Source organism: Pseudovibrio sp. W74 (assembly GCF_001623085.1).
Classification (GTDB): Bacteria; Pseudomonadota; Alphaproteobacteria; order Rhizobiales; family Stappiaceae; genus Pseudovibrio.
The window spans coordinates 113,485-129,078 of the sequence record NZ_LMCJ01000008.1; the positions used below are offsets into that span (position 1 = coordinate 113,485).

At 50.9% G+C, this 15,594-nt stretch carries 9 protein-coding genes; 8 read left to right on the plus strand and 1 reads right to left on the minus strand.

The features are described from left to right. Positions 1-426: 426 nt before the first annotated feature. The 8 genes from PsW74_RS06970 to PsW74_RS07005 all read left to right on the plus strand — a co-directional run bounded on the left by PsW74_RS06970 (position 427) and on the right by PsW74_RS07005 (position 14,728). The gene (locus PsW74_RS06970) at positions 427-4,098 is read left to right on the plus strand and encodes a vitamin B12-dependent ribonucleotide reductase (protein WP_063288633.1); all 3,672 of its coding nucleotides are present in this window, start codon (positions 427-429) and stop codon (positions 4,096-4,098) included. A gap of 395 nt (positions 4,099-4,493) precedes the next feature. Continuing rightward, positions 4,494-6,155 (plus strand): acetolactate synthase large subunit, encoded by a 1,662-nt coding sequence (locus PsW74_RS06975; protein WP_063288632.1) that lies wholly within the window; start codon positions 4,494-4,496, stop codon positions 6,153-6,155. Then, positions 6,152-7,537 (plus strand): aldehyde dehydrogenase family protein, encoded by a 1,386-nt coding sequence (locus PsW74_RS06980; RefSeq protein ID WP_063288631.1) that lies wholly within the window; start codon positions 6,152-6,154, stop codon positions 7,535-7,537. The genes PsW74_RS06975 and PsW74_RS06980 overlap by 4 nt, the downstream gene beginning before the upstream one ends. A 414-nt stretch (positions 7,538-7,951) precedes the next feature. Continuing rightward, positions 7,952-9,946, plus strand: coding sequence for a BCCT family transporter (locus PsW74_RS06985; protein ID WP_063288630.1), 1,995 nt, complete (start codon positions 7,952-7,954; stop codon positions 9,944-9,946). A gap of 263 nt (positions 9,947-10,209) precedes the next feature. Further along, positions 10,210-10,674 carry a type III secretion system chaperone gene (locus tag PsW74_RS06990; protein WP_063288629.1) on the plus strand — a complete coding sequence of 155 codons (465 nt, stop codon included), beginning with the start codon at positions 10,210-10,212 and terminating at the stop codon, positions 10,672-10,674. A 26-nt stretch (positions 10,675-10,700) separates the two neighbouring features. Further along, positions 10,701-12,674 carry a hypothetical protein gene (locus tag PsW74_RS06995; RefSeq protein WP_063288628.1) on the plus strand — a complete coding sequence of 658 codons (1,974 nt, stop codon included), beginning with the start codon at positions 10,701-10,703 and terminating at the stop codon, positions 12,672-12,674. A gap of 161 nt (positions 12,675-12,835) precedes the next feature. Further along, positions 12,836-13,828 carry a hypothetical protein gene (locus PsW74_RS07000; RefSeq protein ID WP_063288627.1) on the plus strand — a complete coding sequence of 331 codons (993 nt, stop codon included), beginning with the start codon at positions 12,836-12,838 and terminating at the stop codon, positions 13,826-13,828. Between the two features lie 279 nt (positions 13,829-14,107). Beyond that, positions 14,108-14,728, plus strand: a complete 621-nt coding sequence (locus PsW74_RS07005; protein WP_208987876.1) for a 2OG-Fe(II) oxygenase — start codon at positions 14,108-14,110, stop codon at positions 14,726-14,728. A gap of 120 nt (positions 14,729-14,848) precedes the next feature. Here the strand turns inward: PsW74_RS07005 and PsW74_RS07010 are convergent. Continuing rightward, a partial coding sequence (locus tag PsW74_RS07010) for a DeoR/GlpR family DNA-binding transcription regulator (protein ID WP_208987877.1) occupies positions 14,849-15,594 on the minus strand: 746 nt, incomplete at its 5' end.

A 15,594-nucleotide genomic window follows, 5' to 3' on the forward strand; every position in this document is an offset into this window, starting at 1 on the left:
TACAATATTTGGTGTTCCGATCCCTCTTATGCACACAACCAGTGGACAGATCGCGCTTGACGATGCTTTCCGATTCAATCTAATTTGAGGTCGAAATCAAGACGTGTTCAGGATAGTGCGGCCTCGGCCGGGAGTTCACCACATTTAAGTAGCTTCGAGTGCTAGGAGTTGGATTAACATTCACTTCCAGCGGTCGCTTTTTTTTGCCAATTGCAGCCTAAATATTGTGTTAATATATTATCAGCACACTAGATATTGTGATAGCATCGAATTGCGTGCCACTTTACCTGCGTTTACTAGGATAAATGCCAGTTAGCGGATTAATCAAAACCGGCGGCGGACTTTTGGTTAAAACCTTAGCTATCGGCACTCTTAAAACCGAGATGCACCGCGGTGACTGTCACCGGGTGCGATAAGGGGCTAAACATGAGAATTGAGCGGCGATATACTGCGGAAGGACAATCCCCCTACGCAGATATTGAGTTTTGCAACGCAACGAGCGAGATCCGTAACCCAGACGGTTCCGTTGTGTTTCGCTTGGAGAACATTCAGGTTCCTAAGCAATTCTCTCAGGTTGCCTCTGATATTCTGGCACAGAAATACTTCCGCAAAGCGGGCGTTCCGGCCAAGCTGAAAGCGGTAGAAGAAAACACCGTTCCATCCTGGCTGTGGCGCAAAGCTCCAGACGACAAAGCTCTTTCCAAGATGGCGAAAGACAAGCGCTTTGGCTCCGAGATCGACAGCCGACAGGTGTTTGATCGTCTGGCAGGTACATGGACGTACTGGGGCTGGAAAGGCGGATACTTCGACAGCGAAGCTGATGCGCAAGCGTTTTATGACGAACTGCGGTACATGCTCGCGACCCAGAAGGTTGCTCCGAACTCCCCACAGTGGTTCAACACCGGCCTGCATTGGGCGTATGGCATTGATGGCCCAAGCCAGGGTCATCATTACGTAGACTTTGAAACTGGCGAGCTGACCCGCTCTGCGACTGCTTATGAGCATCCGCAGCCGCATGCTTGCTTCATTCAGTCTGTTGACGATGATCTGGTGAATGAAAACGGCATCATGGACCTGTGGGTTCGTGAAGCGCGTCTGTTCAAATACGGCTCCGGCACCGGCACCAACTTCTCCTCGCTGCGTGCAAGCGGTGAGCGTCTGGCAGGCGGTGGTAAGTCCTCTGGCCTCATGAGCTTCCTGAAGATTGGTGACCGTGCAGCTGGTGCAATCAAGTCCGGCGGCACAACACGCCGTGCAGCTAAGATGGTTGTGGTTGATATCGACCATCCGGATATCGAAGAATTCGTGACCTGGAAGGTGCATGAAGAACAGAAGGTTGCGGCCATCGTAACCGGTTCCAAAGTGTGTCAGAAGCATCTTCAGGCTGTGATGAAAGCTTGCGTCAACTGCGAAGGCAGCGGCGACGATTGCTTTGATCCTAAAAAGAACCCTGCCCTCAAGCGCGAAATGCGCGCTGCCAAGAAGGCTATGGTTCCTGATAACTACATTCAGCGTGTGGTTCAGTTCGCACGTCAGGGCTACAAGACCATTGAGTTCCCAATCTACAACACAGACTGGGATTCTGAGGCTTACCTGACTGTTTCCGGCCAGAACTCCAATAACTCCGTTCGTGTGACTGATGGCTTCCTGAAAGCTGTTGCTGCAGATGGAGACTGGGATCTGATTGGCCGTATCGATGGTGGTACCAAGAAGACCATCAAAGCAGCTGAGCTTTGGGAACAGATTGGTTATGCGGCCTGGGCGTCTGCTGATCCGGGCCTGCAATACCACACCACCATCAATGAATGGCACACCTGCCCGCAGGGCGGCGAGATCCGCGCATCCAACCCATGTTCAGAATACATGTTCCTGGATGACACCGCGTGTAACCTGGCCTCTTTAAACCTGCTGCAATTCCGCAAGGAAGACCAGCAGTTCGACTTTGACAAGTTTGAGCATGCGACGCGCCTCTGGCAGATCGTGCTTGAGATCTCCGTCATGATGGCGCAGTTCCCATCCAAGCAGATTGCAAAACTATCCTACGAATACCGCACCACTGGTCTGGGCTATGCCAACATTGGCGGCCTGCTGATGATCTCCGGTATTGCTTATGACAGTGACGAAGGCCGTGCGCTTTGTGGTGCGATCACCGCGATCATGACCGGTGTTTGTTACGCTACATCTGCTGAGATGGCTGGTGAGCTTGGCACTTTCCCTCGCTATGAGGAAAACGCCAAGGACATGCTGCGCGTGATCCGCAACCATCGCCGTGCTGCCCACAGCGAGAGCAAGGGTTATGAGAACCTCAGCACCCTGCCCGTTCCTCTGGATGCTTCCAACTGCCCACAGGCTGAGCTTGTTGAGCGTGCCCGTCTTGCATGGGATAAAGCTCTGGAGCTTGGAGAGGCACACGGTTACCGCAACGCCCAGACCACTGTAATTGCACCAACCGGCACCATTGGTCTGGTTATGGATTGTGACACAACCGGTATTGAGCCTGACTTTGCGCTGGTGAAGTTCAAGAAGCTCGCAGGTGGCGGTTACTTCAAGATCATCAACCGTGCTGTTCCTGAAGCGCTGCGTACGCTTGGATACTCAGAAGCTGAAATTGCCGAAATCGAAGCTTATGCGGTTGGTCATGGTTCTATCTCTCAGTCCCCTGCGATCAACAGTGCCAGCCTGACAGCCAAAGGCTTTGATGATGCTGCGCTTGAGAAACTAGCCGGAGCACTTGGGTCTGCGTTCGACATCAAGTTTGTCTTCAACCGCTGGACCCTTGGTGATGAGCTGCTGACCAGTAAGCTTGGCGTTTCTGCAGAGCAGCTGGAAGACATGGACTTTGACCTTCTGAGCCACATGGGCTTCAGCAAGGCAGAGATTGAAGCTGCGAACACCCATGTGTGTGGTGCTATGACTTTGGAAGGTGCACCGCACCTGAAAGAAGAGCATTACCCGGTATTTGACTGTGCGAACCCTTGTGGCCGCATTGGTGAGCGCTTCCTGTCCGTTGACAGTCACATCAAGATGATGGCCGCTGCGCAGCCTTTTATCTCCGGTGCGATTTCCAAGACCATCAACATGGCAAACACTGCCAGTGTTGAGGACTGTAAAGAAGCTTACATGCTCTCCTGGAAGCTGGGTCTGAAAGCAAACGCTCTTTATCGTGATGGCTCCAAGCTGTCTCAGCCGCTGAACGCTCAGCTGCTGGAAGATGAAGACGATGATGCAGAAGACACAGTTGATGACATCCTTGCACAGCCACAGGCAGCTCGCGCTGAAGCTGTTGCAGAGCGTGTTGTTGAACGAATCATCGAGCGTACTGTTCGCAACCGTGAAAAGCTGCCTAACCGCCGCAAAGGTTACACTCAGAAAGCTTCCGTTGGCGGCCACAAAGTGTACCTGACAACCGGTGAATATCAGGATGGCCGTATCGGCGAAATCTTCATCGACATGCACAAAGAAGGCGCTGCCTTCCGCTCATTGATGAACAACTTCGCGATTGCGATCTCTCTTGGTCTGCAATACGGCGTTCCGCTTGAGGAATATGTTGACGCGTTCACGTTCACCCGATTTGAGCCTGCTGGCATGGTGATGGGCAATGACGCAATCAAGAATGCGACATCCATTCTTGACTACATCTTCCGTGAGCTGGCTGTGTCCTATCTCGGTCGTAACGATCTGGCACACGTGCCACCGGAAGCATTGGACAGCACGACGTCTACCTCCCGTTCTTCCGCTGAAGGACAGGATGAAGAGAGCAGCCCTGCAATTGTTTCTCACGGCCTTGTTCGCGGTCAGACCGAAAAATTCCGTCTGGTCCCAGGTGGTGATCCAGCTGTTCAGCTGGCCGGTGCGATCACAGCTCAATCTGATGCGATTGCAACAGCCTTCCAGCGCGGTGGTGAAGCGACGGCAACGGCGAGTGTTGGTACTGCAACACCTGCAGCTGCACAGCCATCTGTCGCCAGTCAGGTCGCTCAGGCCCGCATGAAGGGGTATGAGGGTGAAAGCTGCGCAGAATGCGGCAACTTCACCATGGTCCGCAACGGCACCTGCCTAAAATGCGACACCTGCGGCTCCACCAGCGGCTGCAGCTGATTACTGATCAAAAGCTTCTAAAAACAGGCCCCAAAGCTCTGCTTTGGGGCCTGTTTTCGTTTGTGGTTAATGAGCGCTTGCTAAGGTCTACTCCAACTGGAGCTTACGTGCTGATAAAAGGCAATTCTTCTTATACACAAATACAGATTTTGGTTGCTTAACCTGAGCTATTCGTATGAAGAAGGACATATAGTTTACACTTCATCTCATATTAACTGCTGTTCACGGACTTCCTGCTCGTTAGCGATTTATTTTCTTGACGGTGAACCAACCGCCAAAATGTGTCTCTACGGAAATATCAAACATCAGCATACTGCCTTTACTAATTTCTGATCTCATAGAGAGAACATAAGCCTGAAGTTCTAAAGCAAAGCGTTGACTGAACAGGAGATCCCATGCCTGACTCTCATGCCCCGATGAAAGCTTCTGATCGTCTTGTAGCTGCACTGGAAGCGGAAGGTGTTGAATACGTCTTTGCTGTTCCTGGTGAGGAAAACCTTGACGTTCTTGAATCCCTTCGTACCTCCACAATTGAACTGGTGTTGAACCGACATGAGCAAGGTGCGGCCTTTATGGCTGCCACTTATGGGCGTTTGACTGGCAAAGCGGGCGTCTGCATGGCGACATTAGGCCCTGGCGCGACCAACTTTGCCACCCCGGCGGCCTACGCTTTTCTGGGCGGTATGCCTTTGATCATGATCACCGGGCAAAAGCCGATCAAGAAATCCAAGCAAGGGCAATTTCAGATCATTGATATTGTCAGTTTGTTTGAGCCGATCTGTAAGATGTCCAAGGCGATTGTACATGGTAACACCATCCCTGCCCTGATCCGTGAGGCTTTCCGCGTGGCGGAAGAGGAGCGCCCCGGCGCGGTCTTGCTGGAGCTGCCTGAAGATATTGCTGTTGAAGAAACTGATGAAGCTGTCTTGCACCCTCATCCCCGTTACTATGCGGTGGCAGATGATACGGTGCTGAATGAAGCAGCTGAGATGATCCGCAACGCAAAAATGCCATTGCTGTTGCTCGGAGCTGGAGCAAACCGTAAGGACGCTCATTCCATACTCAAGGCTTTCGCCGAAAAGACCCAGATTCCGTTTTTCAACACTCAGATGGGCAAAGGCGTCATTGATGAGCGCTCTGACCTGTTTCTTGGTACTGCTGCGCTCTCTGATGGAGACTACTTGCACTGCGCAATTGCACGGGCTGATCTGATCATCAATGTGGGGCATGACGTTGTTGAAAAACCGCCGTTCTTCATGGAGCATGGCAGCACCAAAGTGATCCATATGAACTACAAGGCCGCGCAGGTTGATCAAGTGTACTTCCCTCAGGTTGAGGTGGTTGGTGATCTTGCCCGCTCCGTTGCACGGCTTGGCGATATTCTTGGCGGTCCGCTGGACTTTGATCGCAGTTATTTCCAACGCATCAAAAAAGAGACAGACCTGCACACCTCTGAAGGTGGTGATGTTGCGCGTTTTCCGGTTATCCCACAACGGGTGGTCGCTGATACACGCAGGGTGATGGGTGATTTCGATATTATTGCGCTCGACAACGGGATCTACAAGATCTGGTACGCCCGCAACTACAAGGCTCATCAACCCAATACGGTGCTTTTAGACAACGCATTGGCGACAATGGGCGCTGGCCTGCCTTCGGCTATGATGGCAGCCAAGCTTTATCCAGATCGCCGTGTCATGGCGATCTGCGGTGATGGCGGTTTTATGATGAACAGTCAGGAGCTGGAAACGGCTGTTCGGTTGAAACTCAACTTGGTGGTCACTGTTTTGGATGATCGCTCTTACGGTATGATCCGCTGGAAGCAGGCTCATGCAGGGTTTGAGGACTGGGGCTTGCAGTTTGGCAACCCTAACTTTGTCGAGTATGCGAACAGTTACGGTGCTACTGGCCACAGGATTACCCGCACAGAAGACCTGCTGCCGACCTTTGAAGCGGCCTTTACTGCTGGCGGGGTCCATCTGGTTGATATTCCCGTTGATTACAGCGAAAACCAGCGGGTCTTGATTGACGAGCTTGCAGCCAAGGTGTGTCTGATATGAGCAAGACACTGGATGTCGTCAACCCGTACAGCCTGAAATGCATCGGCAGTGTCGAGACCAGTGAATGGGAGCAGGTCGACGCATTTCTGGAGACTGCACACAATCTCTTTCGTCAGCGTGATGAGTGGCTTCTTGCCTTTCAACGAATTGCCATCTTAAAGAAAACAGCTCAGCTCATGGAGGCTCGTTTTGAAGAGTTGGCGTTCCAGATCGCCAACGAAGGTGGTAAGCCACTGGTTGATGCCCGTGTGGAAGTGATGCGCGCCATTGATGGTGTGGAACTTTGCGTACACGAGGTTGGCCAAATGACTGGCCGTGAAATTCCGATGGATTTGACAGAGGCTGGATCAGGTCGCATTGCGTTCACTCAGCGCGAGCCGATTGGTGTGGTCGTGGCTGCGAGCGCTTTCAACCACCCACTCAACCTGATTGTCCATCAGGTGGCACCAGCGGTGGCTACAGGTTGTCCCGTTATCATCAAACCAGCTCCCGATACACCACTGTCCTGCCTGGCTTTTGTAGGCATGTTACATGAAGCAGGATTGCCAGCGGACTGGTGCCGTACCGTTGTTTGTAATAACGAAGTGGCTGAGCAGATGATCACTGATCAGCGGGTTGGGTTCTTCTCGTTTATTGGTTCTGAACGTGTTGGCTGGATGCTTCGCTCAAAGCTGACACCAGGTGCGCGCTGCGCTTTGGAACATGGCGGAGCGGCTCCAGTTATTGTCAGCGAAGATGCCCATATCGACGACATGATCCCTCTTTTAATCAAGGGAGGCTTTTATCACTCTGGTCAGGTTTGTGTTTCTGTTCAGCGTGTATTTGCTCCTCCCTCTAAAGCGCAAGAGATTGCGCAAAAGCTGGCAGAGGCTGCCAAACTGCTGAAAGTGGGTGATGCGACTGATGCGTCAACGGATTGCGGTCCGTTGATCCGGCCTGGCGAGGTGGACCGGGTTGAGGAATGGGTGAATGAGGCTATCGGTGGAGGAGCCGAGTTGTTGGCAGGCGGAAAACGCCTGGGCCCTACAACCTATGCGCCCACCGTGTTGCTGAATCCGCCCGCCAATGTCCGCGTTTCGCAACAGGAAATTTTTGGTCCGGTGATTTGCGTCTACAGCATTGATAGTATTGCAGAGGCTATTGAGACTGCAAACAGCCTGCCCTTTGCGTTTCAGGCCGCTGTTTTCACTCAAAGCTTAGAGACAGCGTTCCAAGCCATCCAGCGTCTCGATGCCACAGCCGTCATGGTCAACGACCATACCGCCTTTCGTGTGGACTGGATGCCGTTTGCTGGTCGTCGCCAGTCTGGCTACAACACCGGAGGTATCGGCTACACCATGCACGACATGACACAAGACAAAATGGCAGTCATCCGGCTTTGATGTTCCCTACAGAGTTGAACTGAGCATTTCAAAGCCCAGTCGCGATCAGATATCTCGTTTTATGCTGTTTTGAGCTGGGCTCTCAGGCGAAACCGCTGAGTTTGACAGCGCTGCTTTACAGCTCAGCACGAGCACTCTTAACTTAAATCCACAAGCCTTTGAAATTAAAAAAGAATACGTACTTTCAGGTGCGACATAAAAGCTATTGCCTCCTGGTGAAGGCAGGAGTAAATGCTCGGCCCCAGCTTTGGTCATTCGAAGCATATATATTTGTTTTGCTTAGAAGCATCCTGAGTTGGACACATTGTTTTAAGAGGCCGTCTACACAACTGAGATAGCTTTGCTTTGAAAAATGCAGTCCTCGTCACTCGTGCGTCCTTTTTTTGCATTTTTCGGCGCTTGTTGAAGCACGTGATGAGAATAAAGCACAAGTTTAATCCTCCTGTTTTTATCAGCTCCATATCGCTGATTTTTCTGCTCCTGATTACAGCAGTCATCTGGCCGGAAGGCTCTCAGAGGTTTTACAGCAACATTCAGGATTGGATCGAAACAAACACTGGTTGGCTCTATATTCTGGCAGTTGCGATTTTTCTGCTGTTCATCCTTTTCATCATGGTGAGCCGGTTTGGTGATATCAAACTGGGACCTGACCATGCTGAGCCCGATTATGCCTACAAAAGCTGGTTCGCCATGCTGTTTTCAGCAGGCATGGGCATTGGACTGGTTTTCTTCGGTGTCGCAGAGCCGATCATGCATTTCATGTCTCCACCAGACATGGAAGGGCAGACTATTGAGGCTGCTCGTGAGGCAATGAAGATCACCATGTTCCACTGGGGTCTGCATGCCTGGGCAATCTATGGTGTGGTGGCTCTCTCATTGGCGTATTTCACCTACCGTCACCAATTGCCTTTATTACCAAGGTCTGCGCTCTATCCTCTGTTTGGGGAGAAGATCTACGGTCCGATCGGCCATGCGGTTGATACATTTGCGGTACTGGGCACTTTGTTCGGTGTATCCACCTCGCTTGGCTATGGTGCTTTTCAGGTGAATGCTGGCCTGAACTATCTGTTTGATGTCCCTGTTTCGACAACCTCACAAATCATTCTGATCGTACTCATCTCCAGCATGGCAACGGCTTCGGTTTTTTCCGGCCTTGATAGAGGTGTGAAACGCCTTTCTGAAACAAACCTCATTCTGGCTGTTTGCATTATGGTGCTGGTTCTGATTGTTGGGCCAACCGTGACTTTGCTGCAGACTGTTGTGCAAAATGCAGGCGCATATATGGGGGACCTGATCCATAAGACCTTCAACCTTTATGCCTATGACCGAAAAGATGACTGGCTGGGCGGTTGGACTCTGCTTTATTGGGGCTGGTGGATCTCGTGGTCACCTTTTGTGGGCACCTTTATCGCACGCGTTTCCCGTGGTCGTTCCATCCGTGAATTCCTCGTTGGTCTGCTGTTTGTGCCAACAGGGTTCAGCCTGATCTGGTTCACGATCTTTGGGAACACAGGTATCGATCTGATCCTCAATGGAGGGGCAGATAGCCTTGCTGAAGCCGTTTCTACTGATGTGTCTCTGGCTCTCTTCAAGTTCTTTGAGTATATGCCATTTTCATCTGTACTCTCCATGCTGGGAGTCGTGCTGGTGGTGGTCTTCTTTGTAACCTCCTCCGACTCCGGGTCTTTGGTTATTGACAGTTTGACCTCTGGCGGCGACATCAACTCCCCTGTCTGGCAGCGTGTATTTTGGGCTGTTCTACAGGGCGCTGTTGCGATTGTGTTGTTATCGGCAGGTGGGCTGGGAGCTTTACAAACTGCGACAATTGCCAGTGCGCTCCCCTTCCTCATTGTTATGCTGCTGATGTGCTTTGGCCTTTACAAAGCCTTGCAGGATGATGCTTTGCGCACCAAAAACCTGCAAATGCACCACACCACAGTGCAGTACACAAAAAGCACCGTGGATTGGAGGCAGCGCATCGGAACATTGACTGAAAACGCGACCTTAAAAGACGCACGACATTTTATGGGTACTATTGGCAAGCCTGCTCTGGAAAAGGTGCAGGCGGAATTTGAGACACGCGGCTTCAAAGCCACACTGACCGGTACTAAGAACTATCGTTTGACCATCGAGCAGTCTGAAGAAACGGTCTTTGTGTATGGCCTGCGAAAGCGCTACTTCACAACCGCTTTGGCAATCGGTCCAGGTCACCTCATTGACGAAGATGAAAATGAGGACGAGACCGAAGAAGAAGGCACCAACTACTACCGCGTCGAGGTGTTCCTTGCCCAAGGCGGTCAGGAGTACGACGTACTCGGCTATACCGAGGAACAGTTGATAGCCGACGTCGTCACACAATACGAACGCTTCATGCAGTATCTGCACTTGTCACAATCCGAGTTGCTTTGAGCTCAAGAGACCGTCTTCAAGACATAACCTTGAAGACGGTCTCTTGAGTGCTTGGCAGGCTTCGCTGCTATGGCTCCAGCGAATAATTTCTCTCCTGGGACCATTTTGGTAACGCTGCCTCATTACTCAGCTTCCGATAGGTAAACATTTTCATCACACCTCTGTGAGCTATGCCTATCGGCACAATCACCTATTGCTACCTGTTCTAATGTTTTGCGCAGACATAAGGCCGTGGACGGCGGCAAGGCATAGGGCGGAAAACTATGGTTGGTACGAGCGAAGTATCGAAACTCGTCACGGAAGTGAGTGACTTATTCGTTGATGCATCCGTGTTTGCGGATCCGGCACGTGACAGTTGGCTGTTTCAGTTCACGTCAGGTTTGGACGTGATTGCGACACTGGAAGAAGACAGACATGCCCTCGCCATCAGTACAGAGTTGGGCGGATTACCAGAAGAGAACCGGGTTGATCTGCTGGAGTATTTTTTAAAGGTCAATCAGTCTTGGGCGGGCACCGGTAGCCTGCGGTTTGCAATGTTGGCAGATACAGACAAGACCATCACCCTCCTCTGGGATATTCCGATGAATGGGTTGGCTCGCCACGACCTTTTTGCTGCCCTTTCTGAGTTTGCAGAACGTGCGCAGGGTTGGGTTGAGCTTTTGAAATCTGGCGTTCTCCTCACACAGGAGCTCGCAACAGAAATTCCCCAAAACTCCCTTAAAATCTGATCCCCATAAGAACGAGGGCTTCGCCGATGACCATCCCGCAAGCGACTTCTACGACACCAACAATTGCACCTGCCAACATCCCACCACAGGCTGACACAACAAGCAGTCCGGCGCCGAGTTCTCCTCACCCGGCGTTGCAATCGCATCAGCAAAAAGCCGTTGAAACGCAGTCCGCTGTCAAAGATCAACTCGCAACGACGCAAGGAAACGCTGATGCTGACAAATCATTATATGATCTGATTTGTGTCGGGCGAGGCACATCAGCAGCAGCCTACCTCACCAGCCTGAAACGATGTGATTGCTCTATTGTTGCGGACAGCACGAAGAACAACGTGCTTGTGGTTGGCAAAAATGATCCATGGGCCGGTGCACGAGGCTATGAGAAAGGCCATTACACTCAATGCATCAACCAGGCACAGCAGCTGGTGAACCCTGGTGATGAACCAATTGCATCCTCTTGCCTGGACCCGGTTGACAGACAGGAATGGTCTCAGCTCAATGCACAACGCATCGATCAAGTTTCTGGTGGGAACATCCTTGATGCTGAAGTCCGTCAAATCAGCCGAGACAGCGAGACTGGTCTTTATAAGGTGCAGACTGATGCAGATAGCGAGCCGCTTCTGGCCAAGAAGGTCATCCTTGCCACAGGCGCCGGCATTGAACGCTCAGACTATGAGTACCACCACGTCCCGCCGGAAGTTGCTGATTTTAGGAAATCTGGTCACCCCAATGCTGCCAACTGTCTGGATCTGGATCAGTTCCAGCGTAACGAAGCAGGCACACGAGACCTGACCGGACGTGTTGTGGCGGTGATGGGACCGAATGCAGGTACAGATGCGATTATGGAGCTTTCAACACGCGGCGTTGATAAGGAAAACATCTTCTGGATGATGCAGCCCCATCAAAAGCCTGGCGTGGCACTGACATGGGATGTGCGCTCTGTTGGTATTGAAGCCACCTTTACGGCACAGGAGGCGGGTAATGACCGTTCTGATGGCGGCACTGTGTTCCGTTATCAGCAGATCAACAAAGTCTCTGCTGGTGAAAATCGCCCCTTGACCATCAGCACAGATGGTGGAGACTTTGAAGCAGACTATCTGGTCTATGCAGTCGGTCAGCGTGGTGGCGGAACCAGCAGAACCGAAGTGATTGAAGGGGCGGCTAAGAAAGTCCCGATCCTTGAGAGAGAACTGGCCTCTCAGTTGCAACCAGTCTACGACGTCAACCAGCGTTTCAGTGACCTTTCTTCCGGTGGGGCCTGGCAGCACGTGGTGGGTCTGGAAGTTGCAGGTACGACCAAGACTGAAGGTCTGGAAGTGGTCGGTGCTGCTGCGATGCAATCCAGCCGTGGGATCCAACACAATTATCTTGATGCAGATTACAGCTCACAGCTTGAAGCTGTCCTTGAGAGCAATCCTGAGTTCCACTCTTTGGCTACAGAACATTTCCCGGCTCTGTTGGATGCAAAGTCATTTGAACAGCTTCTAAAGCCCGATTCCGGTTTGAAAAAGCCGGGTGAGTATGAGGGCCAGAAGGCAGCGCTGTTAAGCGCACTTAAAGCAAACGACGCTGAGCAATCTCTGAGCGACGTTAATGAGCTGCTGCATACCTTCGATTTACGGGCCAAAGCGGCAAACGACTTGGGTGGTACGGCTAAACCAATTCGCGTGTCAGACCTGCTGGCGCAAGGCTTGAGCCGCACGCAGCCCGCGACTGTTGCAGACCCACGCCTGATTGGTGGAGCACAGCTGAACATTGCAGCCCAGACTGAAAGCTTCAAACCACAGCAGATCACGACACCGGGTGGTATCAACTTCAACGAAGATCAGCAGACCATTGCCCTTTATGTGGCCCAAAACTATCCAGACATTCCTGCGGACAAAGCCAATGAATTCGTCGCCAACGTGATCGCGCAACGCACAGATGGCAACCACTTACGCGGTTTCACACCAGAAGAACGCGCGCAGTTTGAAACTGAGTTGCAGGCGCTTTCTGAGTAAGGCCTGAGTTCATCAAACCGCTGATTGCTCGGTGATAGTCTGTTTGATGCAGACGTGACCGCACGATGCAGCATGTTCATTTCAATCAAGTCAGGACTAAGATGAGTATCTTTTGTAAGCGAAAGGCTTATCAGTCTTGCAAGTTCTGAGAAGAAACCAGGATGCCAGTCACACTTGCAACATCAACGCCGCAGGTACAAGCAAACCTACAGCATACGGTGAGCTCAAGCTCTACCGATAAGAGCATAAAGCTGCCAGATTATCAGGAACGGCGCCTGAATGATGTTGGAATCACGGTCAAATACAATGCAGAGCTCTCAAGTCAGAAAGTAGAGAGCTCTTTAAAGGCTGTATCGATACACCGTGTGGTCAACAATGAAGTTGCTGTCACAACCAACGCTCTTCATAGCATCATCCCACCGGGGAGTGATGTGGTTATCAATCGAAGTGCCCCTCACATTACACCGGCTTCTCCTTCACAAACAGTCGCGGGCACTCATCAGAGTGTCTTGGAGACGAAAACATCATTGTCTTCGCTCCCAGATAGCGCTTTTTCTGTCATAGAAGGGACATGGCATGATGCAAACACAGTCAGCATCGCCGCGCCCGGAAACGTGTTTGGAGCATCTGGATGTCTGTCCTGTGCAGATGTCTTACTGGAAATTCCGATGGTAACGGAATTATCGCCTGCATTTGAAGATGTAACACAAGCCTTTGGCGTGAAAGTCTTTGATAAAGGCGAAACCGTTCCGGTGAAGTTCGACAAGTGTGATCTCAACGTCGTTGAATATCAAATTACACCAGCAAACCACCAATACTCTCTCGAAGAAGCCAATGGGTTTTTCGTCGAAAGACATGAGTTTCCTCATATCTTTATGGCTTCGTCAGATCAGGACGAGATCGTTATTACCGTGGGCAAGCAAATCAAAGACGATCAGTTTGCGCTGGCCAATATTAAAGTTCCGGATGGCAAAGCAATTATGCTTCCGGGTGGAACAATTCACACAGACAGTTTGTCACGAGGAAACATCGTAATCATGCTCACTGAATGTGTGGGGGCGGATACGGTCCTCATGCACGACAAAGACAGCCAACCCATCACGTTGCGGGTAGACAGCTCAGAACGCATCGGTCTCGCTGAGTGGCACCTATAAAAAGACTGCAATGCCATTTGACTGGAGGATTTCTTTCAAATGGCATTTCCCTATGCACTTGTTCTCCAGATCTTAGAAATCTGGCGTGTAGAACAGACTTTTTATAATGAGTTATTATTTCACAGCCAAATCAACACAAGAGATCTCTCTGGTCGATTTGATCCTTTACCATTTAAATTACAGTCTCAAATTTTCTGCACTCAGAACTGAGAATTTTTGCCTTTTCTAACCTGTGCTACAGCTACCACTTGTTTTTTGCTGCGTCAGGGAAGTTGGAAAATGATCAATTTCGATGCTCTCAGAGACTCCAATACTCGTACAACTCCTTTCCAGTATCTGGTGGGGGAAAATGTACTGACCCAAAAGCAAGCTGCTGATGTTCGTCGTGATTATCCGGATATCAAACAGACTGGGTATCTACCCTTGTCAAAACTTGAATCGACTGGCGCATTCAAGCAACTTGTAGATGATCTTTATAAACCTGAACTGGCTGAAATTCTTTCAGAAAAACTCAGTTTAGATCTTATGGACAAGCCACGGATGATCACTGTGCGACGCTTGTCCAAACACGGTGATGGCCGTATTCACAACGATTCCAAATCCAAGATATGCACCATGCTCATCTATCTCAATGAAGACTGGGATGACGCTGCTGGAGGTGCCATTCGTGCCCTTAATGGAGACACTGACATGGGCGACTATGCGGAGGAAGTCTCTCCGCTCGCTGGGAACGTGTTCGCATTCAAACGCTCAGAAACAAGCTGGCATGGCCATCCTTCGTTCAAAGGCGAACGCTATGTGGTGCAAGTAACGTTTCTCATCTCTGAAGAGGAATTAGCGCGGAAAGAGAAACGCGGCGGCTTTCAGACTAAGCTGAAACGCTTGTTGCGGATCAATTAGGCAAGCAGAATGCAACGCCCAGAGTTGTTCGCATCAGTCGCTTGATACGGGAGCTTCTTTCGTTCTAGCGGCGGAGTCCTTTTCGGCTTTGCAATAAACCGGACGTTTTTTTTCACTAGCTCAATCTGCGACAACGATTTTTGCGTGCCAGATTTTTGCGGCTTGATGGAATTCTGTTGCGGGTTCTTTCTCGCTTACAAGCACATCAATGAGCGTTGGATCACATACAGTGATGGGTGCCGTTTTGATGAACTTTCTGGCATCTGCCGCCACAATCTTACATTTCGCATGCTTCATTACTGTGCGGGAAATTTGCGCTTCTTCCAGATCGAACAGCATTAGTCCTTTGCTGACGTTGATCGCCGCTGCTGACAGGATGGCGTAATCTGTTTCGAAGTTATCGAAGAAGCTCGTGACGGTTGCCCCGAATGCTCCTCCATCATGAGCCCGGAGTTCGCCTCCCGCCATAAAAACCCGATTGTCGTTTCGCGTAGCAAGCTTGTAGGCAACTGCGACCGAGTTCGTTACAACCATCAGGCGCTTATGGTCTTGCAACGCTTCGGCAATGAAAGCTGTTGTACTTCCCACATCAAGGAACAGAGAACTACCGTCTTCGATCATACTGGCGACAGTTGCTGCAATTTTCCGTTTTGCCTCCGGGCGTTCCTGCATTCGCGCATGAAAATTGCTCTCTTGGTCCTCTTCAGCAAATAGCCGAACACCACCATGGACTTTCTCAAGCAGACCTTCTTTCGCGAGCGGTTTGATGTTCCTTCGAATGGTCTCTTCAGATAGTTCCAGCTTCTTGGCAAGTGTGACGATTCGGCTTGTGCCACCTGCCGTTTTTATTGCGTTCAGGATTTCAC